This is a genomic window from Mesorhizobium sp. WSM4311 (genome assembly GCF_002295115.1).
In the GTDB taxonomy this organism is placed as follows: domain Bacteria; phylum Pseudomonadota; class Alphaproteobacteria; order Rhizobiales; family Rhizobiaceae; genus Mesorhizobium.
On the sequence record NZ_NSFV01000006.1, the window covers coordinates 54447 to 77077 of the forward strand.

The following is a 22631-nucleotide window of genomic DNA, read 5'->3' on the forward strand; positions in this document are numbered from 1 at the left end:
TTTATGCGCCCATCATAAAGGCCTGTTCGCCGACCAGCTTGCGGCGTAGCCAGGCGGAGAACTGGTCGATGATGAAGATGGTCGTGAACAAGAGCAGCACCAGCGCCAGCGTCTTGGCGCCGAAGCCGCGAGAGATGGAGAGCTTCAATTCCTCGCCGATGCCGCCGCCGCCGACGGCGCCGATGATGGTCGAGGCGCGGACATTGATCTCGACGCGCAGCAGCGTGTAGGACATGAAATTGGGCAGCACCTGCGGCAGGTCGGCGAAGCGCACGCGCTCGAACCAGTTGGCGCCGACCGCGCGCAGGCCTTCCTCGGCGCGCATGTCGATGTTTTCGTTGATCTCATAGAACAGCTTGCCGAGCGCGCCGATCGAATGCAGGCCGATGGCGATGATGGCGGCGATCGGGCCAATGGAGACGATGGCCGCGAACAGGCCGGCAATGACGATCTCAGGGAACGCGCGCAGCAGCTCCATGAAGCGCTTGACGATCAGCCGCAGGGCCGGATGAGGTGTCAGATTGCGCGCCGCGATGAAGGAAAACGGCACCGCGAAGACAAAGCCGATGAAGGTCGAGACCAGCGCCACGTTCACCGTGGTCAGCATCAGCTCGAAATATTCGGGAATGTAGAATCCGCCCCAGACAAAGATCCGTCCGAGCGGGAAATTGTATTCCTGGGTGCCGGTGTCATGCGGCGAGGCAATGTCGAACAGTGCCCGCCAGACGTCGTTCCAGTCCTTGGGGACCAGCCAGCTTAGGAAATCCAGAATATGCGGCAGCCTGTCGAAGAAGTGCCCGGCATTTGCTTCGTCGGCGAACCACATGCTGGCGAACATCGCGGCCAGCAGCAGGCCGACGCCGAGCACTGTATAGAACCGGCGCAGCGACGTCTGGCGTCGCCAGGCATCGGCCATCTGCTGGGGCGCGCCAAAAGGGGTTGTCAAAGAAGGGGCTGTCACGGAAAGGGTCATGATCGGAGATGCAAAAAGGGCGGTGTTTGACACCGCCCTTTTCGATTTCGCCGTTAGCCGCCGATGGCTGCCTTACGAGCTTCGACGATGACGTTGTAGAAGTCCGGCTTGACCGGAACGTAGCCGGTGAAATCGCCACCTTCGACGCCCTCGAAGCAAGCCTTGTCCTTCTTCGGCAACTCGGTGAAGAAGGCAGCGAGCTTGGCGGTCATCTCCTCGCCGAGCGCGGTGCGCACGACCAGCGGGCCGTTCGGGATCAGGCCCGAGCGCCAGACTTCGACGAAGTCGTTCGGGTCGACGGCGCCCTTGGCGACGACCTTGTGGAAAGTGCCGGAGGTGAAGCCGTTCTTGAAGTCGCCGATGCCGGAGGAATCATCGACCGCGACATCGACCTTGCCGTCGCGCACGGCCAGGATGTTGTTCTCATGGCCGCCGTTGAACTGGGTCGAAGCGAAGAAGGCCTCGTTCGAGGCGCCGGTTTCCTTCGGAATCTGGGTCAGCGGGATCAGGTAGCCCGAGGTGGAGTCCGGATCGGCGTAGCCGAGCTTCTTGCCCTTGGCCGACTTGATGTCGGTGATGCCCGAGGTCTTCAGAGCCAGGCCGATCGAATGATAACCGGTGGAACCGTCGGTCTGCTTGGTGGTGAGGATCGGGGTCACCGCCTTCGGGTCCTTGAGATAGACGCTGGCGTAGCCGGATGCGCCGAGTTCGGCGAAGTCGAGCGTGCCGCCGAGCAGGCCCTGGATGACGCCGTCATAGTCGGCGGCAGGAAACAGCGAGACCTTCTCGAAGCCGAATTCGGCCTTCAGATGATCGGCCAGGCACTGGTAGTTGCGCAGCCGGTCGGTCTCGTTTTCACCGCCCAGAATGCCGACGCGGAATTCCTTCATGTCGGCGGCGTGGGCCATGCTGGTTGCCATGGCGAGCACCGAAACGGCGCTGAAAACCATCTTCCTGAACATTTGATGTCTCTCCTGTAAGTTCCGGCCCCGCGCCGGCAGCGTTCTTGATCTTGACAAGTGCCCTTGACGCGGGCGGACGATCCCAACCGCCCTTTCTCGGCCCATGATCTTTCCCGAAAACCGGATTCCACTTTTCGGGATCATGGGCTCAGTAACCCGGGAATGCGGGTTCGAGCGGTCCGGCGGATGCTGCGATCTTCTGCTTGAAGGCAACGCTGGTGGAGGTGATGGCCTCCGATATCTCTGCGCCATTGCTGTCGGCGCCATAGACGACGCGCACGGCCTCACGGTTGAGCTCTTCCGGCGGGCCGTCGAAGACGACCTTGCCGGCGGCCATGCCGATAATGCGGTTGCAATAGGCGCGGGCGGTGTCGAGCGTGTGCAGGTTGGTGACGACGGTGATGCCCTCGCGCAGATTGATGTCCTGCAGCGAATCCATCACCACCTTGGCGTTGAGCGGGTCGAGCGAGGCGATCGGCTCGTCGGCGAGGATCACTTTGGGCTGCTGCATCATGGCGCGGGCGATGGCGACACGCTGCTGCTGTCCGCCAGACAAGGTGCCGGCGGGCTGAAGCGCGGTGCGGGCTATGTCGAGCCGCTCGAGCGCGGCGACCGCCTCGGCGCATTCGGCACGCGAGAACATGCCGAGAAGGTTGGACAGGGTCGAACGGTGGTTCAATTTGCCGAGTAGGACGTTGGTCAGCACGTCGAGGCGCGGCACCAGGTTGAACTGCTGGAAGATCATGGCGCAATCGCGCTGCCAGCGCCGCAGCGGCGAGCCGTGCAGCCGGGAGACCTCGGCGCCGTCAAAAAAAATCGACCCCTGGCTGGGGTCGACAAGACGGTTGATCATGCGAAGAAGGGTCGATTTGCCGGCGCCCGAACGGCCGATGACGCCAACCATCTGACCTTGCGGGATCGAGATATTGACGTCGCTGACGGCTGTGTTCTTGCCAAATCGTCGGCTGACGCCGCGGATTTCGAGCGTGGCAGAGCTTGCTGACATGAGCAGGTTCCAGTCCCGACCTTGTTGATCGTCAGGCACTCGCCTAACGCAGCCACATGAACCTGCCATGTCGCCAGCATGTCAGTTTTGTTACGCTCCACAGGCGCGACGGCCGAAGCGCGTCGCTGAAACGAATTCATGCGACGCGCTCCAGGTCTTTGGCTTTATGCATGTCGTTCTCCCGGGGCCACTTTCGGGCGACTGCATTGGCGCCTTGTCGGCGATCAGCCGAGCACCAGCAATTCCTCGAAGTGCTTCATGTCGCGGAAGGCGCAGAAGGCGGGCGCCTTGATCTCGATTGTCGGAGCCTGCCTTGCGAAAAGCGCCAGGCAATCGTCGAACAGAGCCTGCCACGCGGCGGCGCGATCGGAGGCGAGGCGCTGGATCTGATAGGCAAAGGTGATGTGGAAGACGTAGGCGTCATGATCGGGGTGCCGATAGCCGAACGGCACCGCCAACGCATCGCGCCATTGACGCATGATGCGCACGTCCTCGTCGGTCGCGCCGGCCACGGTGAGACCGGTGGGCACGATTTCGATCACCTTGATGTTGAAAGGACCGAAGCCCTCGAAGCCCTTAAGGCGCTCCAGATAGAGGCGGGTCATGGCGTCAATGCTGGTGTCGAGCGGTACGTCCTGCGGCCAGTAAGGCAAGCGGCGACGATATTCGATGATGCCCTGGAACAGCGTCATATGCAGGCTGGAAATGGGCGTGAAGGCGAGCCGGTCGGCGTCGGGCATCGCCAGCATCTTCTCGCGCACCGCAAGCACCACGGCCTCGGAGGGCGAGCCGCTGACGAGATGGCTGACAACGGTGTTGCCGGGCTCGGTCAGGAAATTGCCCGAGGTGTCGTAGCGCGTGCCGAGATGCGCCGGCGGGGTCGGGTTGGAGCCGGCAAAGAATCCGGCGAGCGAGGGTCTGACGGTGTCGAGCATGGCAATCTCCTTGGGAGATGGCGTCCTGTCCGAGTCCTGTGTCAGGGATATGAACAAGCCCCTTAATGACGATGATGTGAGGAGCTATCCCTCGTATTTCTCCAGGAAGGCCTCCGCCGACAGTTCGCGAAAATCATCGAGCGAAGCGCGCAGCCGCACGTGGTCCCAGTCCCACCAGGCAAGCGCCTGGTAGCGTTCGGCGGTGCGGCGGTCGAAGCGCTCGCGGATCGGCTTGGCCGGCACGCCGGCGACGATGGTGTAGGGCGCGACATCCTTCGAGACAACCGCCCCGGCGCCAACCGCCGCGCCATCGCCGACGGTGACGCCCGGCAGGACGGTCGAACCATGACCGAGCCAGGTGTCGTGACCAACGGTGACGCGCTTGGCGCGGCGCTGGGCGAAGAACTCGCTCTCATGCTCGGCGTCGTCCCAATAGTCCGAGGCGCGGTAGGTGAAGTGATGCAGCGTCGGCCGCCAGGTCGGGTGGTTGGTGGCGTTGAGGCGCACGCTTGCCGCGATATTGGCGAACTTGCCGATCGTCGCGCACCAGACAGAGCAATCCTGCATCATGTAGGAATAGTCGCCGAGTTCGCTTTCCGAAACCCGGCTGCGGTCGGCGATCTCGGTCCAGCGGCCAAGCGTCGAATTGTGCACCTCCGCCGTCGGATGGACCAGCGGCGTCTCCGACAATTTCCTGGTCATGCGGCGAGTTTTCCTGGAGCAAAAGCGGTGACGTCGATGATGCGGTCGGCAACGGCCTCGCGCACATCATGATCGTGGAAGATACCGAGCAGGGCGACGCCCGCCGCCTTCTTGGCGGCGATGAGTTCGATCACCACGTCGCGGTTGGTGGCATCGAGCGAGGCGGTCGGCTCGTCGAGCAGCAGGATAGGATGCTCGGTGATGAAGCCGCGCGCGATGTTGACGCGCTGCTGCTCGCCGCCGGAGAAGGTCGCCGGCGGCAGCGCCCAGAGTTTTTCCGGCAGGTTAAGCTGCGACAGCAGGGCGCGCGCCTTGCCTCTGGCGGCCTCGCGGTCCTCGCCGCGCTCGACCAGCGGCTCGGCGACGACATCGAGCGCCGAGACGCGCGGCACGGTGCGCAGGAACTGGCTGACATAGCCGATCGTTTGCCGGCGAACGGCAAGCACGGTGCGTGGGCTGGCGTTGGCAAGATCGATCAGTCCGCCCTCGTGGCTGACGATGATCTGCCCCTCGTCGACGGCATAGTTGCCGTAGAGCATTTTCAGGATCGAGCTCTTGCCGGCCCCGGACGGGCCGCCGAGCACGGTGCATTCTCCTGCCTTGATCGAGAACGAGACACCGGCGATAACGGGCAGTTTGATGCCGTCGCGCAGATGCATGGTGAAGCTTTTTGCGACGTCGGAAACAACGAGCGGGGTTGGCATCGTTACACCTGCAAAATGGAAGAAACGAGAAGCTGCGTGTAGGGCGCGCGCGGATCGTCCAGCACGCGGTCGGTGAGGCCGCTTTCGACGACGCGGCCGTCCTTCATCACCATCATGCGCTGCGACAGCAGGCGCGCCACCGCGAGATCGTGGGTGACGACGATGGCCGCGAGGCCGAGATCGGTGACCAGCCCGCGCAAGAGATCAAGCAAGCGCGCCTGCACCGAGACGTCGAGACCGCCGGTCGGCTCGTCCATGAACACCAGCCTTGGGCCGGTGACGAGGTTGCGGGCGATCTGCAGGCGCTGGCGCATGCCACCGGAAAAGGCACGTGGCTCGTCGTCGATACGGTCTTGCTCGATCTCGACGCGCGACAGCCAGTCGACGGCCGTGGCGCGGATCTTGCCATAATGGCGGTCGCCGACCGCCATCAGCCGTTCGCCGACATTGGCGCCGGCAGACACCGTCATGCGCAGGCCGTCGGCCGGGTTCTGGTGGACAAAGCCCCAGTCGGTGCGCATCAGGAAGCGACGCTCGGCCTCGCTCATGCGGTAGAGCTCGCGGAACTGGCCGTCGCGCATGCGGTAGCTGGCGGTGCCCGACGACGGTAAGAGCCGCGTCGACAGGCAATTGAGCAGCGTCGTCTTGCCGGAGCCGGATTCGCCGACGACCGCCAGGACCTCGCCCGGCCACAGGTCGAAGGAGACGTTGTCGCAGCCGACGCGCGAACCGTAGAATTTGGAGAGCGCCGAGACGCGCAGCAGCGGTTCGTCGGTCATTGTGCGGGCTCCATTTTTTCGGAAGCGAGATGGATTTCCGGAGCAAGATGGCCGCGATGGCCCTCTTCACGCCGCTTCTCGCAATGGTCGGTGTCGGAGCAGACAAACATGTGGCCGCCATGATCGTCGAGGATGACCTCGTCGAGATAGACATTCTCGGCCGCGCAAAGTGCGCAGGGTTGGTCGAAGGTCTGCACCTCGAACGGATGGTCCTCGAAGTCGAGGCTGACGACATCGGTGAAGGGCGGCACCGCATAGATGCGCTTCTCGCGGCCGGCGCCGAACAGCTGCAAGGCCGGCGAGCGGTGCATTTTGGGATTGTCGAATTTCGGCGTCGGCGAGGGGTCCATCACATAGCGGCCCTCGACCTTGACCGGATAGGCATAGGTGGTGGCGATGCGGCCGTGTTTGGCGATGTCCTCGTAGAGCTTCACATGCATGAGGCCATACTCCTCCAGCGCATGCATCTTGCGCGTTTCCGTCTCGCGCGGTTCGAGGAAGCGCAGCGGCTCGGGGATCGGCACCTGATAGACCAGCACCTGGCCCGCGGTCAGCGGATGTTCGGGGATGCGGTGGCGGGTCTGGATGATGGTGGCGCTGGCTGTGTCGGTGGTGACAGCGACATTGGCGACTTTCTTGAAGAAGGCGCGGATCGACACCGCATTGGTGGTGTCGTCGGCGCCCTGGTCGATGACCTTCAGCACGTCATCGGGGCCGATGATCGAGGCGGTGACCTGGACGCCGCCGGTGCCCCAGCCATAGGGCATCGGCATTTCGCGCGAGGCGAACGGCACCTGATAGCCTGGGATGGCGATGCCCTTGAGGATCGCCCGGCGGATCATCCTTTTGGTCTGCTCGTCGAGATAGGCGAAGTTGTAGGTGGCGATATCGGTCATGATGCGACCTCAAGTCCTTTGGCATAGCGCGCCAGCCGCTCGGTGAGCGTGCCGGTGTGCAGTTCGAACATGTGGTTGTCGTCGTCGTAGAAATAGATCGAGCGGCCTTCGCCCTCGACGCGTGGGCGCGGCGGGCGCATGTCGAGGCCTAGCTTGCCGACGCGCTCGGCGTAGCGGTCGAAATCGGCGTCATCGATCTTGAAGGCAATGTGGTTGTAGCTGCGTTCGTTAAGCTTCTCGCCTTGCATGATGGCGATCCAGATGTCGCCGATCAGGAAGAATTTTTCGCGTGACAGCGAGAACTGCTCGGTGTCGCTGGCATAGACCTCGCGCGCGTCGAAGACGCCCTCGAGTATCCTTGTCATCCGCTCGAGGTCGCGAGCGATGAAGGTCATGTGGGACAGGCCTTCGATCATTCCGCGGCCTCCCGCTTCTCGTCGACCCTCGCGGGGTTTTCGCGGGCCTCATATTCGGCGCGCATGCGGCGCACGAGGTCGAGTTCGGCCTGGAAGTCGACATAGTGCGGCAGCTTCAGGTGTTCGACGAAGCCGGTTGCCTGGACGTTGTCGGAATGGGAGATGACGAACTCCTCGTCCTGGGCGGCGGCGATGATGTCCTCGCCGAGCTCGGAGGCGCGCAGGGCGCGGTCGCAGAGCGCCATGGCCATCGCCTTGCGCTCGCTCTGGCCGAAGACCAGGCCGTAGCCCCGGGTGAACTGCGGCGGCGCCTTGGCCGAGCCCTTGAACTGGTTGACCATCTGGCACTCCGTGACCCGCACCGTGCCGAGCGGTGCTGCGAAGGGCAGTTCGGGGACATCGAGTTCCAGCTCGACCTCGCCGATGCGGATTTCGCCGACGAAGGGATGGTTGCGGGCATAGCCGCGCTGGGTGGAATAGCCGAGCGCCAGGAGAAAACCCTCGTCGCCACGCGACAGCGCCTGCAGGCGGATGTCGCGCGCCATCGGGAATTCCAGCGGCTCGCGGGTGATGTCGCCGGGCACATGGTCCTGCGGCATCTGGCCATCCGGTTCGATCAGGCCTTCGCGGGCGAGGATCGCCGAGACGCGCGGCATGGCCTGCGCTTCCGTCTCGCGCCGCAAGGGTTCGGCGACACCGGCGCCGGCGGCAAGTTCGGGGTCGAGCAGCCGGTGCGTGTAGTCGAAGGTCGGCCCGAGCAACTGGCCGCCTGGCAGATCCTTGTAGGTCGCCGAGACGCGCCGTTCGACCAGCATGGCGCCGGTGTCGATCGGCTTGGTGTAGCCGAAGCGCGGCAGCGTGGTGCGATAGGCGCGCACCAGGAAGATCGCCTCGATCATGTCGCCGCGCGCCTGGACGATGGCGAGTGCCGCGAGTTCACGGTCGTAGAGCGAGCCTTCGCTCATCACCCGGTCGACGCCGAGCGCCAGCTGTTCGACAATCTGGTCGAGGCGCAGTGCCGGCACCGAACGGTCGCCGCGCCGGCGATCGGCGAGCAGGCTGTGGGCATTGGCGATTGCGGCTTCACCGCCTTTTACCGCGACATACATCTTCAAGCCTCCATCGTCTTGATGCGCGTCGTGCGCGGCAGGCAGGCTACGCCTTCTGATGTGGCGAGGATGATGTCGACGCCGCGCGGAAAGCGCTGGATATTCTGCTTCCACTGCTCGATGAAATGACGCGGCATCTGCGCCGGCGCGATCGTGGCGCTGATTTCGATGCCGGGACCCTCCAGCAGCAACGGAGTGCCTGAAACGAGGTCGCTGACCTGCAGGATCAGGGTGGTCGACCTGTCGGGATAATCCTGCGTTCCCTGCGCAAAGCCGTCGAGCGCCATCATCTCGGCCGGCGTGGCGACAAAGGCGAAATGCGCGTCGGCAGGCGTGTTGGCCAGCGGCGCGCCGGTGTGGAAACCAAGCCAGGAGCCGATCGCGGCGGAGGCGTGCAGGGCCGGGTCGAGCCAGAGCGGCGTGTCGTTGTCGCACAGCGCCAGTGCCACGGCGCCAGCGGTTGGCGAGAGCGGCGCCGGCGGGCGGGCCAGGGCCGACAGAGGCTGCACGCTGCCCGGCCGCGCCATCGCGTCCATGACCGCGCGAAACACCGTCTGGGCGTTGAACACCGGATCGGCAAAGCCGCCCTCGATCGATTGTGCTGCGATATCCATCAGTCTTCTCCGCGAACCATGGTGAAGAAATCCACTTTCGTTGCCGCTGTCTCGGCGCGGCGTTTTTCCTGGGCAGCGGCGAGCGCCGACCTCAAAGGCGCGATCAGCCTGGTCTCGACCTCGGCGCGGCGGGCAGGGTCCTGCCAGAGCGCGTCGGCGATCGCCGCCAGCTTCGCCTTCTGCTTGTCGCGGCCAAGCGCGTAGCAATGGCCCACCTGTCCGGACGGCAGCCGGACAGTGGCGCGGGTGACGGTCGCCTCGCCGACATTGAACGGCGCGCCGCCGCCGCCGATGCGACCGCGCAGCGTCACCAGCCCGGTCTCGGGACCGCGCAGCAGTTCGGCCTGCGACGGCAGGCCGGCTCCGTTCCAGAGCCGGACGATATCGTCGCCGCTCGATTGCGCCAGGGTCGCCATCGCGGCTTTGCGTCCGGCCTGGTCGCGGGCTTCCTGTCCTCGCATCGGCAGCATTCCTCTTCGCTAATTTGTCTATTGATATAGACAACTATACAAATTATACATATTACCTAGCGCGAGTCCATGACGAGTGGATGACAGGGGACGGAAGGCAGGGGCCAACTCATGATCGGGCGACAGGAAGCCGACAGTATTGAACGGCGCAGCGGCGTCTCGCTGTGGCGGCAGATCGCCGACAAGATCCTGCAGGCGATCGCCACCGGCGATTTCGCCGAGAATGCCGCGCTGCCGCCGGAGGTGGCGCTCGCCGAGCGCTATGGCGTCAATCGCCACACGGTGCGCAGCGCCATATCGGCGCTTGTGCAGGAAGGTGTGCTGCGGGCCGAGCAGGGGCGTGGCACCTTCGTATTGTCTCGCAAGCGGCTGTCCTATCCGATCGGGGCGCGCACACGCTTTTCAACGGGCCTGCAGGGACAAACCTCGGAACGGCACATCGTGCTGCTTGCCTCGTCGGTCGAGCCGGCCAGCCCGCGTGTCGCCGAAGGGCTTGGCCTTGCCAAGGGCGCCGAGGTGATCCGGCTGGAGACACGCGGTGAGGCCGATGGACGGCCTGTGTCACGCGCTGCTGGCTGGTTCGATGCCAGGCGCTTTGCCGGCATCGACAAGGCGATGGCTGAGACTGGCTCGATCACCGCGTCGCTGGCCCGCTTCGGCATAGACGATTATCTCAGGCAATCGACCGTGCTGTCGGCACGCCATGCCGATGCGGCCGATCTCGCCGACCTCGACCTGCAGCCAGGCGCCATCGTGCTGGTCACGGTGGCCGTCAACATCACGCCGGACGGTCAGCCGATCCAGTTCTCCGAGTCGCGCTTTCCGGCGGAGCGGGTCGAGCTCAAACTGTCGGCGCTGTGAGCCGAACCCTGCCGACTATCCGATCTCGATCACGGCCTTGATCAGGCCGGATTTCTCATGCGCCCAGCGGGCGAGATCGCTCGGCGTATCGGCCAGCGTCGTGCGGTGGGTGACCAGCTTGGCCAAGGGCACGGCGCCGTTGCGGATCGAGTCTGCGACATGATCGAAATCGGCACGCAGTGCATTGCGGCTGCCGACCAGCGTCATTTCGCGTTTGTGGAATTCAGGGTCGGAGAAGACGATGTCGTCCTTGACGACGCTGACCAGCACCAGTGTGCCGCCATGCGCGACGTGGGCGAAAGCCGACTGCACCGACCGGGTGTTGCCGGTGGCGTCGAAGACCAGGTCGAAGCCTTCGCCCGATGTCGCTTCCTTGACCAGATCCGGCACCGCTCCGCGCGAGCCGTCGAGGATCCTGAAGCCAAGTTCGTTTTCGGCGAAAACGAGACGTTCACTGCTCATGTCGAGCAGCGTCACGTCGAGCCCGGCAATGCGGGCGAAGATGGCGTTGCCGAGCCCGATCGGGCCGGCGCCGATGACCAGAGCGCGAGCGCCGGGATCGGCACGGGCGCGACGTACCGCGTGCGCGCCGATGGCCAGGAATTCGACGGCGGCTGCGTCGGCCAGCGACAGGCCATTGGCCGGATAGAGATTCTGCGCCGGGACAAGAATGCGTTCGCACATGGCGCCGTCGCGATGGACGCCCAAGACCTCGATCTTGACGCAGCAATTCGGTTTGCCGTGCCGGCAGGCGATGCACTTGCCGCAGGAGAGGTAAGGGTTGATGACGACCGGTTCGCCGACGGCAAGATCGACGCCCTCGCCGGTCTCGATGACGGTGCCGGAGACTTCATGGCCCATGATGCGGGGGTAGGCGAGGAACGGGTGCTTGCCTTCGAAAATGTGGTAGTCGGTGCCACAGATGCCGACATGGCTGACCGCGACCAGCGCCCAGCCGGCAGGGGGCGCGCCGGGCGCGGGGCGGTCTTCCAGGATGAGTTCCCCGGGCGAGCGGCAGATAACGGCTTTCATGTCTCAGTCCGATTGGCTTTCCGACCTGTCTTCACGCCGGGCCGGAGATCGATTTCAGCAATGGTCACTTGCCGCCGCGGCGGCGCAGACCGTCGAAATAGACGATGACGATGATCAGCACGCCAGTGATGATGCGCTGCCAGAAGGCGTTGACGTTGAGCAGGTTGGCGCCGTTGTTGATGGTGGCGAGAATGAAGGCGCCGAGCAGCGGGCCATGCACCGAGCCGACCGCACCGAACAGCGAGGTGCCGCCGATGACCGAGGACGCGATCGCCTGCAGTTCCCAGCCCTCGGCCTGGGTCGGGTTGCCGATGCCGATGCGCGAGGCCAGGAGCACGCCGACAAAAGCCGCGCACAGGCCCGACAGCGTGTAGGCCATGTAGATGGTGCGCTGGACATTGACGCCGGAGAGGCGCGAGGCCTCGGCATTCGAGCCGACCGAGAAGAGGTAGCGGCCCCAGCGGCTGTGATGCAGGAAAATGTAGGCCGGAATGCCGACCAGGATAACCATCCAGAACAGATTGGGCACGCCGAGGAAGGAGTTGCGCGAGAATTCCTGGAAGGCGTCATTGTTGATGGAGATCGAGTTGCCGTTGGTCATCAGAAGGCCGATGCCGCGCAGCGAGGTCAGCGTCGCCAGCGTGATGATGAAGGGCGGCAGGCCCATCTTGACGATGCCGAAGCCGTGGAACAGGCCGATGGCAACGCCGACCAGCAGCGTGATCGCGATGGCGAGGAAGACCGGTATGCCGGCGTTGATCAGCATCGCGGCAATGACGGTGGCAAAGCCGACCACAGCGCCGACGGACAGATCGATGCCGCCGGTGATGATGACGAAGGTCTGGCCGACCGCCAGGATGGCGATCATTGAACCCTGACGCAAAAGGTTCGAGATGTTGTTGGCCGAGGCGAAGCTCGATGTCGACAGCGACAGGATGACCCAGAGCAGCACCAGCAGCGCCAGCAGCGTCAGCCCGAACAGGGCGTTGTAATTGCGCTTGGATTTTTCGGCAGGGATCGCCTCGGTGCTCATATCTTTCCTCCCAGCTTTTCTTGTTTCTCGGCGAGCGCCTGTGTGAGAATTTCCTCGTGATCGGCGGTGCGGAATCCGTGTGTCGCCACCAGCTTGCCGCGGCGGAACACATGCAGCGTGTCGGCCAGCTCATAGACTTCCGGCAGGTAGGACGAGATCAGGATGATGCCGGCGCCCTTCGACAAGAGCGCGCCGAACAGGCGGTAGATTTCGGCCTTGGTGCCGACATCGACGCCGACTGTCGGCTCGTCGAAAATGAACAGCTTGGCGCCATGCGCCAGCCATTTGCCGATGACGATCTTCTGCTGGTTGCCGCCCGACAGGCTGGAGGCCAGCGCATGGCGTGTCGGCGTCTTGATGCGGAGATCGGCGATCTGGCGGTCGGCCTGGGCCTTCTCCTGCGCGCCGGAGATCAACAGGTTTTTGGAGATGCGCTTGTAGATCGGCAGGTTGAGATTGAGGCCAACCGGCAAATTGAGGCAAAGGCCCTGGTCGCGGCGGCTTTCCGGCGCCAGCGCCATGCCGAGCCTGATCGCATCGTGCTCCGAATTGACCTGAACCGGCTTGCCTTCCCACAGGATCTGGCCGGCCGATTTGCGATGGCGGCCGTAGAGCGTGGTGACGAATTCGCTGCGCCCGGCGCCGATCAGCCCGTAGAGCCCGACGATCTCGCCGGCGCGGACGGTCATCGAGACATTTTCGAAGCCCTTGCCCGACAGGTTCCTGGTCTCCACGATCGCGGCACCCGGCGTGAAGTGCTCCTTGTGATAGACCTGCTCGATCGAGCGGTTGATCATCAGCTTGACCAGTTCGGCATCGTTGGTCTCGGCGATGTTTCTGGTGCCGACCAGCGTGCCGTCGCGCAGCACGGAGACGCGATCGGCGAGCTCGAAGACCTCCTCCATGCGGTGGCTGATGTAGATGATGGTCACGCCCTCGGACTTCAGCCGACGGATCAGCGTGAAGAGCTGGTCGGCCTCCTTGCGGGTCAGGTAGGCGGTCGGCTCATCGAAGATCAGGAATTTGGTGCCGCGCACGGTGGCGCGGGCGGCGGCGATCAGCTGCTGCTGGCCGATGGTGAGGTCGCCGAGCATGACATGCGCCGGCAGGTCGAAGCCGAGATCGTCGATGATCTTCTGCGCTTCCTTGACCATGACGCGCTGCTGCAGGATGCCGAAGCGCGAATTCTCCTCGCCGAGGAACATGTTGGCGGCGACCGTCAAATGACGGCAGAGCACGACTTCCTGGTGCACGGCGTTGATGCCGAGCGCCATCGCCTCATGCGGGGTCGCCAGCGCCGCCGGATTGCCCTCCCAGATGACCTCGCCGGAGGTGCGCGGCATGACGCCGGTGAGAAGCTTGATCAGAGTGGATTTGCCGGCACCGTTCTCGCCGACGATGGCGTGGATTTCGCCCGACTTGAAGGCCAGCGTCACCGGCTTCAGCGCATGGGTGCCGGGATATTTCTTTTCGAGGCCGCGCAGTTCGAGGATCGTCCTGCCAGGCTCCAGCACAGGGGCGGGGTGCAGGTCTTGAGCCGTCGATGTCATGACAATCCTCCCTGATTGGCCTCACGATCTGGGCCCGCGGCGGGCTTCGAAATGCCTGCCAGGGCAACCTAGCCCAGGTTGCCCTATTTCCAAACGACGTCGCTGTCGTTTCCGGGGCACGAGGCCCCGGAAACAGTGCGTCTCAACCGAGGCTTAGTTGAGCTTCGGATTGAGCAGCGCGTCGATCTTGGGATCCTTCATGTTGGCCTTGGTGACAAGGTTGGCGCCAGTGTCGACATTGGCCTCGACCTTCTCGCCCTTCGAAGCGGCGAGCGCGGTCTTGATGCCGTCATAGCCCATCCGGTAGGGATCCTGGACGACGAGGCCGGAAATGACGCCGTCATTCAGGAACTTGATCAGCTTCTCGTCGCTGTCGAAGCCGATCAGGCCGACCTTGCCGGCAAGCTTGTTCTCGGCGATCGCCTGGCCGACGCCCTGCGCCATGATCAGGTTGGAGGCGAAGATGCCCTTCAGGTCCGGATTGGCGGTGATCAGGTCGGTCGCGATGTTGAGGCCGGTGGTGGCCTGGCCGTCGGCATATTTGTCGGCGATCAGTTCGAGGCCTGGATACTTGGCCTTGAGCTGTTCCTTGAAGCCCTGGGCGCGCTGCTCGAGCGAGCCGGCGCCAGGCAGTGCGGTGATCAGGGCAACCTTGCCTTCGACCTTGCCGCCATTGGCCGCGCCGATGGCTGCCGCAAGACCGTCCGCGGCGACGCGGCCGCCCTGGACGTTGTCGGTGGTCAGGAACGAGGTGAAGGCCTTGGAGTCGGCGCCGGAGTCGATGCCGATGACCTTGACCTTGGCCGCTGCCTCGTCGATCGGCTTGCCGAGCGCCTTGGCTTCGGTCGGCGCGATGACGACGGCGGCCGGGTTGCCGGCGACGGCGTTCTCGAGGATGGAGATCTGGCCGTTGACGTCGGTTTCAGCCTGGGCGCCGAGTTCCGGCACGTTGACGCCGAGATCCTTGCCGGCCTTGCGGGCGCCGGCGAGCACGATCTGCCAGTAGAAGGACGTGGTGTCCTTGACGATGATCGGAATGGTCACATCCGCCGCCGAAACCGGCGCTGAGTGCATGACGCCGGCGAGCATCGACGCTGCTGCCAGGGCCATGACGGCGCGGCGGTTGAGAATGCTGGTCACGAATTTCATAGGATACCTCCCTAAGTCGCCCGGTGAACGTTACGGAAGCTCCGTTCGGATAGGCGTGGCCCAAACAGAACTTTATCAATAAAAAACATTTACGCTGTTTTGATAGTGCATCGATCTGGACGATGCAAGCGGTGTTTCGCACCTGATTCCCATGTCAGGCACGGACACAATCACGCGCCCCTCCTCCCTGGACGCAGCCGAACGCTCCCGTTTCGTGAATACATGGAATATTAATTCCATCTGTTAGTCAATATGGAACATTCATTCTTTCCGCGGAGTCGCGCATTTGTGAAGCCGAGCCTCGCCTGTCAACGCTGGCGGACGCCGGCTTCACGCCAGGCCCTGCACCACCGTGTAGGGACGATATTTGGCGTATTCCGTCTCCGCCACGTTGATGTCGAGCAGTTCGAGGTTACGTGTCAGGTTTGCCAGTTTGGCGGTACCGGTCAGTACGGTGGCGACCACCGGCTCGTGCAGGGGAAACTGGAAGGCGGCGGCGGCCAGCGGGTAACCGCCTTCGCCGGCGATCTTCTCCATGGCGTCGACCCGATCGAGCATATCGCGGCTGGCGGGCTGGTAGTCGAAATGCGCGCCTTGCACCGGCCCGGTCGCCAATATGCCGGAGTTGAAGACGCCGCCGATCACCAGCGACGTCTGTTGCGCCCGGCACAGCGGCAGCAGTTCGGCTTCGGCGCTGCGGTCGAGCAAGGAATAGCGGCTGGCGAGCAGGATGCAGTCAAGCGGCGCCCGGCGCATCACGTCAAGGCAGATCTGGACTTCGTTGACGCCGAGACCATAGGCGGAAATCGTGCCGGCCCGCTTCAACTCCTCGAGCGCCTTGAGCCCGCCATCCATCAGCTGGCGAAAGTGCAGCTTGGTCTTCTCGATGCCATGCGTGTAGGCGCCGATGTCGTGCACATACAGGATATCGATCTTGTTCAGCCCAAGCCGCGCATAGCTGAAGTCGACCGACCGCATGATGCCGTCATAGGAATAGTCATAGTCGAGCGCGAAGGGCAGCGGATCGACATAGGAGTGGTCGGGCACCTGATCTTCTGGCACCGGGCGGAACAGGCGGCCGACCTTGGTGGACAGCACGTAGGACTCGCGCGGCTTGTAGCGCAGGAAGTCGCCGAAGCGGCGTTCCGACAGGCCGAACCCATAGAAGGGCGCGGTGTCGAAATAGCGCAGGCCCGCCTCCCAGGCGCCTTGCAGCGTCTCCATCGCCGCCTCGCGTGAACAGGCGCGGTAAAGGCCGCCGATCGCGGCGCCGCCGAAGCTGACTTCGGTGACTTCGAGCGCCGTGCTGCCGATGCGGCGTTTTTCCATGCAAACCCTCCCCGTTGCCGGCCGCTGTCCCGCCCGGCAGTTCTACCACATATGCGTTGAATTCAGAGCGTCGCGCCGAGATGCCAGGGCACGAACTCGTTGTCGCCATAGCCGAAATCCTCGCTCTTGGTCTTGCGGCCGGAAGCCGTCTCGACGATGAGTTCGAAGATCTCGCGGCCCATGCCGGCGATGGTCTTTTCGCCCGAGGCGATGACGCCGCAATTGACGTCCATGTCCTCTTCCATCTGGTGATACATGGTCGAGTTGGTGGCGACCTTGATCGACGGTGTCGGCCGGCAGCCGAAGCAGGAGCCTCGGCCGGTGGTGAAGACAATGACGTTGGCGCCGCCGGCGACCTGGCCGGTGGCCGAGACCGGGTCGTAGCCGGGCGTGTCCATGAACACCAGTCCGCTGCCGGTGACTTTCTCGGCATAGCCGAACACGCCATTGAGCGGCGTCTGGCCGCCCTTGGCGACCGCGCCGAGCGACTTTTCCAGGATGGTGGTGAGGCCGCCGCGCTTGTTGCCGGGCGAGGGGTTGTTGTCGATCGAGGCGCCATGCTTGGCGACGTGATCTTCCCACCACTTCACGAAACCGTCGAGCTTCTGCGCGATCTCCGGCGTTGCCGCGCGATAGGCGAGCAGATGCTCGGCGCCGTAGATTTCCGTGGTCTCGGAGAGGATGCCGATGCCGCCGACGCCGGCCAGGATATCGACGGCGGCACCCAGCGCCGGATTGGCGGTGATGCCCGACATGCCGTCCGAGCCGCCGCATTGCAGACCGACGACGATCTCGCTGACCGGAATTGGCTCGCGCTTCAACTGACCGACTTCCTCGGCGATCTCGGCCAGCACGGCCATCGCCTTCTCCACCGATTTGCGCGACCCGCCGGCGTCCTGGATGTTGAAATGGCGTTTTCCCGCGGCAACACCCTTCTGGCCATAGAGGGTGAGCTGGTTGACCTCGCATCCCAGGCCGACCATCAGCACGCCGCCGAAATTCGGGTGGCGGGCATAGCCGGCAAGCGTGCGGTGCAGCACCATCATGCCGTCGCCAGTGCCGCTCATGCCGCAGCCCTGACCGTGGACGATCGGCACGAAACCGTCGATGCCGGGATATTTCGGCAGCAAGGTCCGGTTGGCGGTGTCGGCGATGGAATGGCAGACCGTGGCCGAGCAATTGACGCTGGCGATGATGCCGATGAAGTTGCGCGTGCCGGCGCGGCCATCGGCGCGGCGATACCCCATGAAGGTGCGGGCGCGGTCGGCCGCTGTCGCATGCTCGGCCTCACTCGGCGGCACCACCGGCAGGCGGCCGGCCTCGAACACCAGATTGTGCGAATGGACATGCTCGCCCGGTGCGATGTCCTGCGTGGCGCGGCCGATCGCCTGGGCGTATTTGACCACGGCTTCACCGGCAGCAATCGGCTTGATCGCCACCTTGTGGCCGGGCTCGATGACGGCGGTGGCAAGCGCGCCGCCCGGCAGAGCCGTGCCGATCTCGATGCGGCCATTGGCAACGGCGACATTGTCGGCGGGGGACAGAAGAATGGTGTTCGAGACGTTCACGGGCGGTTTCCTGGGTGATCCTGGGATGCGCGGATTGACACGCGCTTGTTAAGAGCTAATGTCTTTTATCGTGAAAAAACAGTTTTGCGTCAATTGTTTTTTCACGGGCGTTCCGCACGCCTCTGGCTGGCGGCGGCGCTGCAGACAATGGACCGTGCCCCGGCGAAAGCAATTCCTGCTTTTCAGGGTCGTGGGAACGTCATATTGCGCTTCAAGCCGGCCGCCGCAAGCGCCGGCATGAATGGGTCAGGGGATGTCCAAGAGCAACAACGTCTACAAGGACGCCTATAACAGGTGCCTCAGGCTGCTCGACGAAACGCGCAGCCTGCCGTCGGAACCGGAACTGGGCACGCTGCTGGGCGTCAGCCGCACGACCGTGCGCAGCATCCTGGCGCGCATGGAGGAGACCGGGCTGATCGCCTGGAACAAGCGTGCCAAGACAGTGCTGCGCGATCCGCGACCCGACGATTTTTTCCCCGAGGAAGAGACAGACACACTGGCCGAAATCATCGAGCGGTCGTTCATGCGGCGCCTGCTCGCCGGCGGCGCCGAGGCCGGCATGCAGATCAACGAGCTTGAACTGGCGCGCGAGATCGGCGTCGGCACCACCAGCGTGCGCGAGTTCCTGATCCGCTTCTCGCGCTTCGGCCTGATCGAGAAGCGCCGCAACAGCCATTGGGTGCTGAAGGGCTTTACGCGGGCTTTCGCGCTCGAACTGACCGAGATCCGCGAGATGTTCGAACTGCGCTCGGCGGCTGCCTTCGCCGCCCTGCCGCAGGACAGCCCGGTTTGGGCCGATCTCGACCGCCTGGAGGACGAACATCGTCTGCTGGCACGAGAGATCGCCACGCGCTTCAACGCGTTTTCCGAGCTGGACGAGCGCTTCCACCGGCTGATCCACCGGGCCTCGCACAACCGTTTCATCGTCGATTTCTACGACGTCATCGCCATGATCTTCCATTACCACTACCAGTGGAACAAGGCGCAGGAGCGCGAGCGTAACGAAGTCGCGGTCGGCGAGCACCTTGCCTATATCGAGGCGCTCAAATCGCGCGACCTCGGCAAGGTCGACGCCGCCTGCCGCAAGCACCTGAAGTCGGCGCGCCAGACGCTGTTGACCTCCATCCCCTTGCAGAAATCCTGATCGCGCCGCGTTGCCGCAGCATCGAATTGGCGATTTTCGACCTGCCGCTGCCATGATAGGTATCCTTCCAGGAGTTGCTTGAAGAGGCAGATGGCTTGAACCGCCGGGGGAGACGCTGGAGCATGCCGACCGCGCTTGTCGCGGCCTGCCTGCTGCTGCTTCAGTCGGCGCTCGGCGCGTTCGCCTTCGTAACCGGGCCGAATGCCGCGCAGCTCGACGCCTTCGGCAATGTCATCTGTACCCACGACGGTGCCACCCAGCTTCCCGGCGGTGACCAGCACCCGTCGCATCTGCCGGCCTGCTGCGCGCTTGGCTGCAGCATGTTTTCATCCGCCTTTGCGCCGCCGCCCGACGCCGGGCTGGCCCTGGCCAGCCTTGCATTCGAAGCGGTCGCCTTCGTTTTTCCGGTGAGCATCCACCTCGACTTCGCGCGCGAACGCTCGCCGTCGAATCCGCGCGCGCCGCCACTGGTGGCCTGAGCTTGCTCGCCCGGCGGAACCTTTCGCGGGCGCACCCATCCAAAGATCAAACGGCTCGCGACCGGCAACGGCGCGATAATCACTTCATGGAGCAATCATGTCCCATTCTTCCCCCATAGCGGCAGGCACTCTGTTCAGCCGCATTCTGTCCCACGTCCAGGAGCGTCTCGGCACTGCCGTGGTGGCCTTGGCAATCATGCTCGCCGGCGCCCAATCCGTCCTGGCGCATGAGTTCAAGGTCGGCGATATCGAGATCGGCCATCCCTGGTCACGCGCCACGCCGATGGGCGCCAAGGTGGCCGGCGGCTATTTCACCATTACAAACAACGGCAGCGCACCGGACCGGCTGCTGTCGATTTCGTCCGACATCTCGGACAAGGCCGAACTGCATGAGATGGGTGTCAAGGACGGCGTCATGACCATGCGGCCCGTTGTCGGCGGCCTGGAGATTCCACCCGGCGGCAAGGTCGTTTTGGGTCCCGGCAGCTATCATGTGATGTTCATGGATTTGAAGCAGCCACCCAAGCAAGGCGAGATGTTCGCCGCCACGCTGACCTTCGAAAAGGCCGGGACGGTGACGATCAAATTCGCCGTGCAGGCCATTGGCAGCGCGGCGCCCCAAGAAGACAACGACTGAACCGGCCGTCGTACCGATCAGAATTCTAGAGGGACCATCATGAACAAGTATCTTTTGGCGGCCGGGGCGATTCTGGCTTTGGGGACAAATGCCGCCTCCGCGCATATCACACTCGAAACCCAGGAAGCGGCGGTCGGCTCGACTTACAAGGCGGCGCTGCGGGTGCCGCATGGTTGCGACGGCAAGGCGACGACCGCCGTGCGCGTGCAGATCCCGGAAGGGGTGATCGCGGTGAAGCCGATGCCGAAACCCGGCTGGACGCTGCAGACCAAGAAGGGCAAATATGAAAAGTCCTATCAGCTCTATAGCCAAGCGGTGACCGACGGCGTCAAGGAAGTCGACTGGAGCGGCGGCAATTTGCCGGATGAATTCTATGACGAGTTCATCTTCCGCGCCACGCTGACGGCGGATCTGCCCGTCGGCCAGAAGCTCTATTTCCCAGTGGTGCAGGAATGCGGCGATGCCGTCGACCGCTGGATCGAGATCCCGGCGGCAGGGCAGGATGAAGACGCGCTGGAGACCCCGGCGCCCGGCATCAAGCTCACATCGAAGAAATAGTTTGTCCCCTGGCGCGCTCTGCTTGCCGGAGCGCGCCGCAGCCTCGTGGCCTGGCATGACCGTAACATCTTCCCGGATGGTCGATACCAATAGCAAGCGCGTCGGCCGGATTGCCGGCGGACTGCTGGGCTTGCTCATGGCGGTTATCTTCGTAGCCTCGACCAGCCAGGCCTTTGCCCATGCCGCGCTGATCAAGACCGACCCGGCCGACGGCGCCGTGCTGGCGCAGGCTCCGGCACAGTTCTCACTGACCTTCAGCGAACCGGTTTCGCCCTTGGTGCTGACATTGGTGAAACCCGACGGCACGCCGGTTGGGCTGACATCCTTCCGCCTCACCGACCAGACGCTCGAGATCGACAATCCGCAAGCGCTCAAATCCGGCACGCATGTGCTGAGCTGGCGCGTCATTTCCGCCGACGGCCATCCGGTCGGCGGCTCGCTGCTGTTTTCGATCGGCGCACCAAGCGAACCACCCGCCGTGTCCGAAGCGGTCGACTGGCCGTCGCGGTCGGCGATCTGGATCGGCAAGATCTTTCTCTACATCGGTCTTTTCCTCGGTGTCGGCGGCGCCTTCGCCCTTGCCTGGCTGGCGGGCAACGGACGCGCCGGCCAGCGTTTTGTCGCGGCCGCGATCCTGTGCGGCCTGATGGCGGCACCCCTGTCGCTCGGCTTTCAGGGGCTCGATGCACTCGGAGCACCGCTCTCCCATCTGGCGCAGCCGGTGATCTGGCGGACCGGGCTCGGCACCTCCTTCGGCTGGACGGTGCTGGCCGCCCTGACCGCGCTGGGGCTCGGTTTGCTTTCGTTGGCCGGACCGCGTGTACTCGCCAGGCCATTGGCGCTCGCCGGCCTCCTTGGCGTCGGCGTCGCGCTTGCCGCCAGCGGCCACGCCAGCGCGGCCGAGCCGCAATGGCTGACGCGGCCGATGGTGTTCGTACACGGTATCGGCATTGCCTTCTGGGGCGGCGCGCTGGTGCCGCTCGCTCTCGCGCTGAAGCGCCAGACGCCGGGCGCCGTCGCGTTCCTGCGCCGGTTCTCCTGCGCGATCCTGCCTGTGGTCGCCGTGCTTGCCGCGGCCGGCATCGTGCTTGCCGTCATTCAGGTGCAGACGCCCTCGGCGCTGGCCGGCACCGCCTATGGCCGGCTGCTGCTGGTCAAGTTGGCGCTGCTGGTCTTTCTGTTCACGCTGGCCGCGGTCAATCGCTGGAAACTCACCGCTTCCGCCGAGGCGGGCGCTACGGAGGTGCAGCGCAGGCTCACCCGTTCGATCGGCGTCGAAATGCTAATCGTGCTGGCGATCTTCGGCGTTGCCGCGGGCTGGCGCTTCACGCCGCCCCCACGGGCGCTGGCGATCGCGGCGGCGCAGCCGGTCTCGCTCCACATCCACGCGCTGGAGGCGATGGCAGATCTCAGCATCACGCCAGGCCATGCCGGGCCTGTCGCGGCCTCGATGATCATCATGACCGGCGATTTCGGGCCGCTTGACGCCAAGGAGGTGACGCTGGTGCTGTCGAAGCCCGATTCCGGCATCGAGCCGCTGAAGCGCGCGGCGACGAAGCCCGGCGACGGCAGCTGGCGTGTCGACAACCTCGTCATTCCGGTTCCCGGGCGCTGGACTGTGCGCATCGACATCCTGGTCTCGGATTTCAAGATGGTGAAGATCGAAGCGCCTGTGGACGTCCGGCCGTAGCCGACAGATGTGATTGTTGTCGAACGGCCTGCATT

24 protein-coding genes are annotated in these 22631 nt (G+C 64.2%); 6 read left to right on the forward strand and 18 right to left on the reverse strand.

Features of this window, described 5'->3' with window-relative positions; translation table 11 throughout:
- Position 1 precedes the first annotated feature (1 nt).
- From phnE to phnG, 12 genes are all read right to left on the reverse strand, one after another.
- The gene (gene phnE / locus CK226_RS17250) at positions 2-973 is read right to left on the reverse strand and encodes a phosphonate ABC transporter, permease protein PhnE (RefSeq protein WP_095792565.1); all 972 of its coding nucleotides are present in this window, start codon (positions 971-973) and stop codon (positions 2-4) included.
- 53 nt (positions 974-1026) lie between these two features.
- Positions 1027-1935 (reverse strand): phosphonate ABC transporter substrate-binding protein, encoded by a 909-nt coding sequence (gene phnD / locus CK226_RS17255; RefSeq protein ID WP_095792566.1) that lies wholly within the window; start codon positions 1933-1935, stop codon positions 1027-1029.
- A gap of 148 nt (positions 1936-2083) precedes the next feature.
- Positions 2084-2941: a phosphonate ABC transporter ATP-binding protein gene (gene phnC / locus CK226_RS17260; RefSeq protein WP_095792567.1), complete on the reverse strand. Its 858-nt coding sequence runs from the start codon at positions 2939-2941 to the stop codon at positions 2084-2086.
- A 224-nt stretch (positions 2942-3165) separates the two neighbouring features.
- Entirely contained in the window at positions 3166-3876 is a 711-nt protein-coding gene (locus CK226_RS17265; protein WP_095772418.1) for a DUF1868 domain-containing protein, read from the reverse strand.
- A gap of 84 nt (positions 3877-3960) precedes the next feature.
- Positions 3961-4578, reverse strand: a complete 618-nt coding sequence (locus tag CK226_RS17270; RefSeq protein WP_095787107.1) for a DapH/DapD/GlmU-related protein — start codon at positions 4576-4578, stop codon at positions 3961-3963.
- On the reverse strand, positions 4575-5282 hold the full coding sequence (phnL, locus tag CK226_RS17275) for a phosphonate C-P lyase system protein PhnL (protein WP_095787106.1): 708 nt from the start codon (positions 5280-5282) through the stop codon (positions 4575-4577). The genes CK226_RS17270 and phnL overlap by 4 nt, the downstream gene beginning before the upstream one ends.
- 2 nt (positions 5283-5284) lie before the next feature.
- Positions 5285-6061: a phosphonate C-P lyase system protein PhnK gene (gene phnK / locus CK226_RS17280; RefSeq protein WP_013892928.1), complete on the reverse strand. Its 777-nt coding sequence runs from the start codon at positions 6059-6061 to the stop codon at positions 5285-5287.
- A complete protein-coding gene (locus CK226_RS17285) occupies positions 6058-6957 on the reverse strand; it encodes an alpha-D-ribose 1-methylphosphonate 5-phosphate C-P-lyase PhnJ (RefSeq protein WP_095772422.1) in 900 nt (299 codons plus the stop codon). The genes phnK and CK226_RS17285 overlap by 4 nt, the downstream gene beginning before the upstream one ends.
- The gene (gene fosX / locus CK226_RS17290) at positions 6954-7373 is read right to left on the reverse strand and encodes a FosX/FosE/FosI family fosfomycin resistance hydrolase (protein ID WP_095792568.1); all 420 of its coding nucleotides are present in this window, start codon (positions 7371-7373) and stop codon (positions 6954-6956) included. Before fosX ends, CK226_RS17285 begins: the two co-directional genes overlap by 4 nt.
- Positions 7370-8482 carry a carbon-phosphorus lyase complex subunit PhnI gene (locus CK226_RS17295; RefSeq protein ID WP_095792569.1) on the reverse strand — a complete coding sequence of 371 codons (1113 nt, stop codon included), beginning with the start codon at positions 8480-8482 and terminating at the stop codon, positions 7370-7372. The genes fosX and CK226_RS17295 overlap by 4 nt, the downstream gene beginning before the upstream one ends.
- 2 nt (positions 8483-8484) lie before the next feature.
- A complete protein-coding gene (gene phnH / locus CK226_RS17300; protein WP_095787104.1) occupies positions 8485-9096 on the reverse strand; it encodes a phosphonate C-P lyase system protein PhnH in 612 nt (203 codons plus the stop codon).
- Positions 9096-9557 carry a phosphonate C-P lyase system protein PhnG gene (gene phnG / locus CK226_RS17305; protein ID WP_095792720.1) on the reverse strand — a complete coding sequence of 154 codons (462 nt, stop codon included), beginning with the start codon at positions 9555-9557 and terminating at the stop codon, positions 9096-9098. The genes phnH and phnG overlap by 1 nt, the downstream gene beginning before the upstream one ends.
- 120 nt (positions 9558-9677) lie before the next feature.
- Between phnG and phnF the strand changes: the two genes are divergently transcribed.
- Entirely contained in the window at positions 9678-10427 is a 750-nt protein-coding gene (gene phnF / locus CK226_RS17310) for a phosphonate metabolism transcriptional regulator PhnF (RefSeq protein ID WP_095792570.1), read from the forward strand.
- 15 nt (positions 10428-10442) lie between these two features.
- Here phnF and CK226_RS17315 read toward each other — a convergent pair whose 3' ends face one another.
- The 6 genes from CK226_RS17315 to CK226_RS17340 all read right to left on the reverse strand — a co-directional run bounded on the left by CK226_RS17315 (position 10443) and on the right by CK226_RS17340 (position 18088).
- Positions 10443-11459 (reverse strand): zinc-binding alcohol dehydrogenase family protein, encoded by a 1017-nt coding sequence (locus tag CK226_RS17315; protein ID WP_095792571.1) that lies wholly within the window; start codon positions 11457-11459, stop codon positions 10443-10445.
- Positions 11460-11523: 64 nt separating this feature from the next.
- A complete protein-coding gene (locus CK226_RS17320) occupies positions 11524-12492 on the reverse strand; it encodes an ABC transporter permease (protein ID WP_095772428.1) in 969 nt (322 codons plus the stop codon).
- Positions 12489-14042, reverse strand: a complete 1554-nt coding sequence (locus CK226_RS17325) for a sugar ABC transporter ATP-binding protein (RefSeq protein WP_095772429.1) — start codon at positions 14040-14042, stop codon at positions 12489-12491. The genes CK226_RS17320 and CK226_RS17325 overlap by 4 nt, the downstream gene beginning before the upstream one ends.
- 153 nt (positions 14043-14195) lie before the next feature.
- Positions 14196-15191 carry an ABC transporter substrate-binding protein gene (locus CK226_RS17330; protein WP_095199574.1) on the reverse strand — a complete coding sequence of 332 codons (996 nt, stop codon included), beginning with the start codon at positions 15189-15191 and terminating at the stop codon, positions 14196-14198.
- A gap of 330 nt (positions 15192-15521) precedes the next feature.
- Positions 15522-16520, reverse strand: a complete 999-nt coding sequence (locus CK226_RS17335; RefSeq protein WP_095792572.1) for an aldo/keto reductase — start codon at positions 16518-16520, stop codon at positions 15522-15524.
- Between the two features lie 62 nt (positions 16521-16582).
- A complete protein-coding gene (locus CK226_RS17340; protein ID WP_095772432.1) occupies positions 16583-18088 on the reverse strand; it encodes an altronate dehydratase family protein in 1506 nt (501 codons plus the stop codon).
- A 253-nt stretch (positions 18089-18341) separates the two neighbouring features.
- Here CK226_RS17340 and CK226_RS17345 point away from each other — a divergent pair, with 253 nt between their 5' ends.
- From CK226_RS17345 to CK226_RS17365, 5 genes are all read left to right on the forward strand, one after another.
- Entirely contained in the window at positions 18342-19232 is an 891-nt protein-coding gene (locus CK226_RS17345; RefSeq protein ID WP_095787101.1) for a GntR family transcriptional regulator, read from the forward strand.
- Between the two features lie 122 nt (positions 19233-19354).
- A complete protein-coding gene (locus CK226_RS17350; RefSeq protein ID WP_095787100.1) occupies positions 19355-19711 on the forward strand; it encodes a DUF2946 family protein in 357 nt (118 codons plus the stop codon).
- Between the two features lie 97 nt (positions 19712-19808).
- A complete protein-coding gene (locus CK226_RS17355) occupies positions 19809-20348 on the forward strand; it encodes a copper chaperone PCu(A)C (protein ID WP_095772435.1) in 540 nt (179 codons plus the stop codon).
- 39 nt (positions 20349-20387) lie between these two features.
- Positions 20388-20906, forward strand: coding sequence for a YcnI family protein (locus CK226_RS17360; RefSeq protein WP_095787099.1), 519 nt, complete (start codon positions 20388-20390; stop codon positions 20904-20906).
- Positions 20907-20982: 76 nt separating this feature from the next.
- On the forward strand, positions 20983-22596 hold the full coding sequence (locus CK226_RS17365) for a copper resistance CopC/CopD family protein (RefSeq protein ID WP_179296405.1): 1614 nt from the start codon (positions 20983-20985) through the stop codon (positions 22594-22596).
- The last annotated feature ends 35 nt before the right edge of the window (positions 22597-22631 follow it).

Coding starts and splice junctions, on each gene's coding strand:
- CK226_RS17295 (WP_095792569.1), bottom strand. CDS start 8,482: ATGTATGTCGCGGTAAAAGGCGGTGAAGCCGCAATCGCCAATGCCCAC.
- CK226_RS17345 (WP_095787101.1), top strand. CDS start 18,342: ATGTCCAAGAGCAACAACGTCTACAAGGACGCCTATAACAGGTGCCTC.
- fosX (WP_095792568.1), bottom strand. CDS start 7,373: ATGATCGAAGGCCTGTCCCACATGACCTTCATCGCTCGCGACCTCGAG.
- phnG (WP_095792720.1), bottom strand. CDS start 9,557: ATGCGAGGACAGGAAGCCCGCGACCAGGCCGGACGCAAAGCCGCGATG.
- CK226_RS17355 (WP_095772435.1), top strand. CDS start 19,809: ATGTCCCATTCTTCCCCCATAGCGGCAGGCACTCTGTTCAGCCGCATT.
- CK226_RS17285 (WP_095772422.1), bottom strand. CDS start 6,957: ATGACCGATATCGCCACCTACAACTTCGCCTATCTCGACGAGCAGACC.
- phnL (WP_095787106.1), bottom strand. CDS start 5,282: ATGCCAACCCCGCTCGTTGTTTCCGACGTCGCAAAAAGCTTCACCATG.
- phnH (WP_095787104.1), bottom strand. CDS start 9,096: ATGGATATCGCAGCACAATCGATCGAGGGCGGCTTTGCCGATCCGGTG.
- phnF (WP_095792570.1), top strand. CDS start 9,678: ATGATCGGGCGACAGGAAGCCGACAGTATTGAACGGCGCAGCGGCGTC.
- CK226_RS17265 (WP_095772418.1), bottom strand. CDS start 3,876: ATGCTCGACACCGTCAGACCCTCGCTCGCCGGATTCTTTGCCGGCTCC.
- CK226_RS17270 (WP_095787107.1), bottom strand. CDS start 4,578: ATGACCAGGAAATTGTCGGAGACGCCGCTGGTCCATCCGACGGCGGAG.
- CK226_RS17315 (WP_095792571.1), bottom strand. CDS start 11,459: ATGAAAGCCGTTATCTGCCGCTCGCCCGGGGAACTCATCCTGGAAGAC.
- CK226_RS17360 (WP_095787099.1), top strand. CDS start 20,388: ATGAACAAGTATCTTTTGGCGGCCGGGGCGATTCTGGCTTTGGGGACA.
- CK226_RS17320 (WP_095772428.1), bottom strand. CDS start 12,492: ATGAGCACCGAGGCGATCCCTGCCGAAAAATCCAAGCGCAATTACAAC.
- CK226_RS17365 (WP_179296405.1), top strand. CDS start 20,983: ATGGTCGATACCAATAGCAAGCGCGTCGGCCGGATTGCCGGCGGACTG.
- phnE (WP_095792565.1), bottom strand. CDS start 973: ATGACCCTTTCCGTGACAGCCCCTTCTTTGACAACCCCTTTTGGCGCG.
- CK226_RS17325 (WP_095772429.1), bottom strand. CDS start 14,042: ATGACATCGACGGCTCAAGACCTGCACCCCGCCCCTGTGCTGGAGCCT.
- CK226_RS17330 (WP_095199574.1), bottom strand. CDS start 15,191: ATGAAATTCGTGACCAGCATTCTCAACCGCCGCGCCGTCATGGCCCTG.
- CK226_RS17350 (WP_095787100.1), top strand. CDS start 19,355: ATGCCGACCGCGCTTGTCGCGGCCTGCCTGCTGCTGCTTCAGTCGGCG.
- phnD (WP_095792566.1), bottom strand. CDS start 1,935: ATGTTCAGGAAGATGGTTTTCAGCGCCGTTTCGGTGCTCGCCATGGCA.
- CK226_RS17335 (WP_095792572.1), bottom strand. CDS start 16,520: ATGGAAAAACGCCGCATCGGCAGCACGGCGCTCGAAGTCACCGAAGTC.
- phnK (WP_013892928.1), bottom strand. CDS start 6,061: ATGACCGACGAACCGCTGCTGCGCGTCTCGGCGCTCTCCAAATTCTAC.
- phnC (WP_095792567.1), bottom strand. CDS start 2,941: ATGTCAGCAAGCTCTGCCACGCTCGAAATCCGCGGCGTCAGCCGACGA.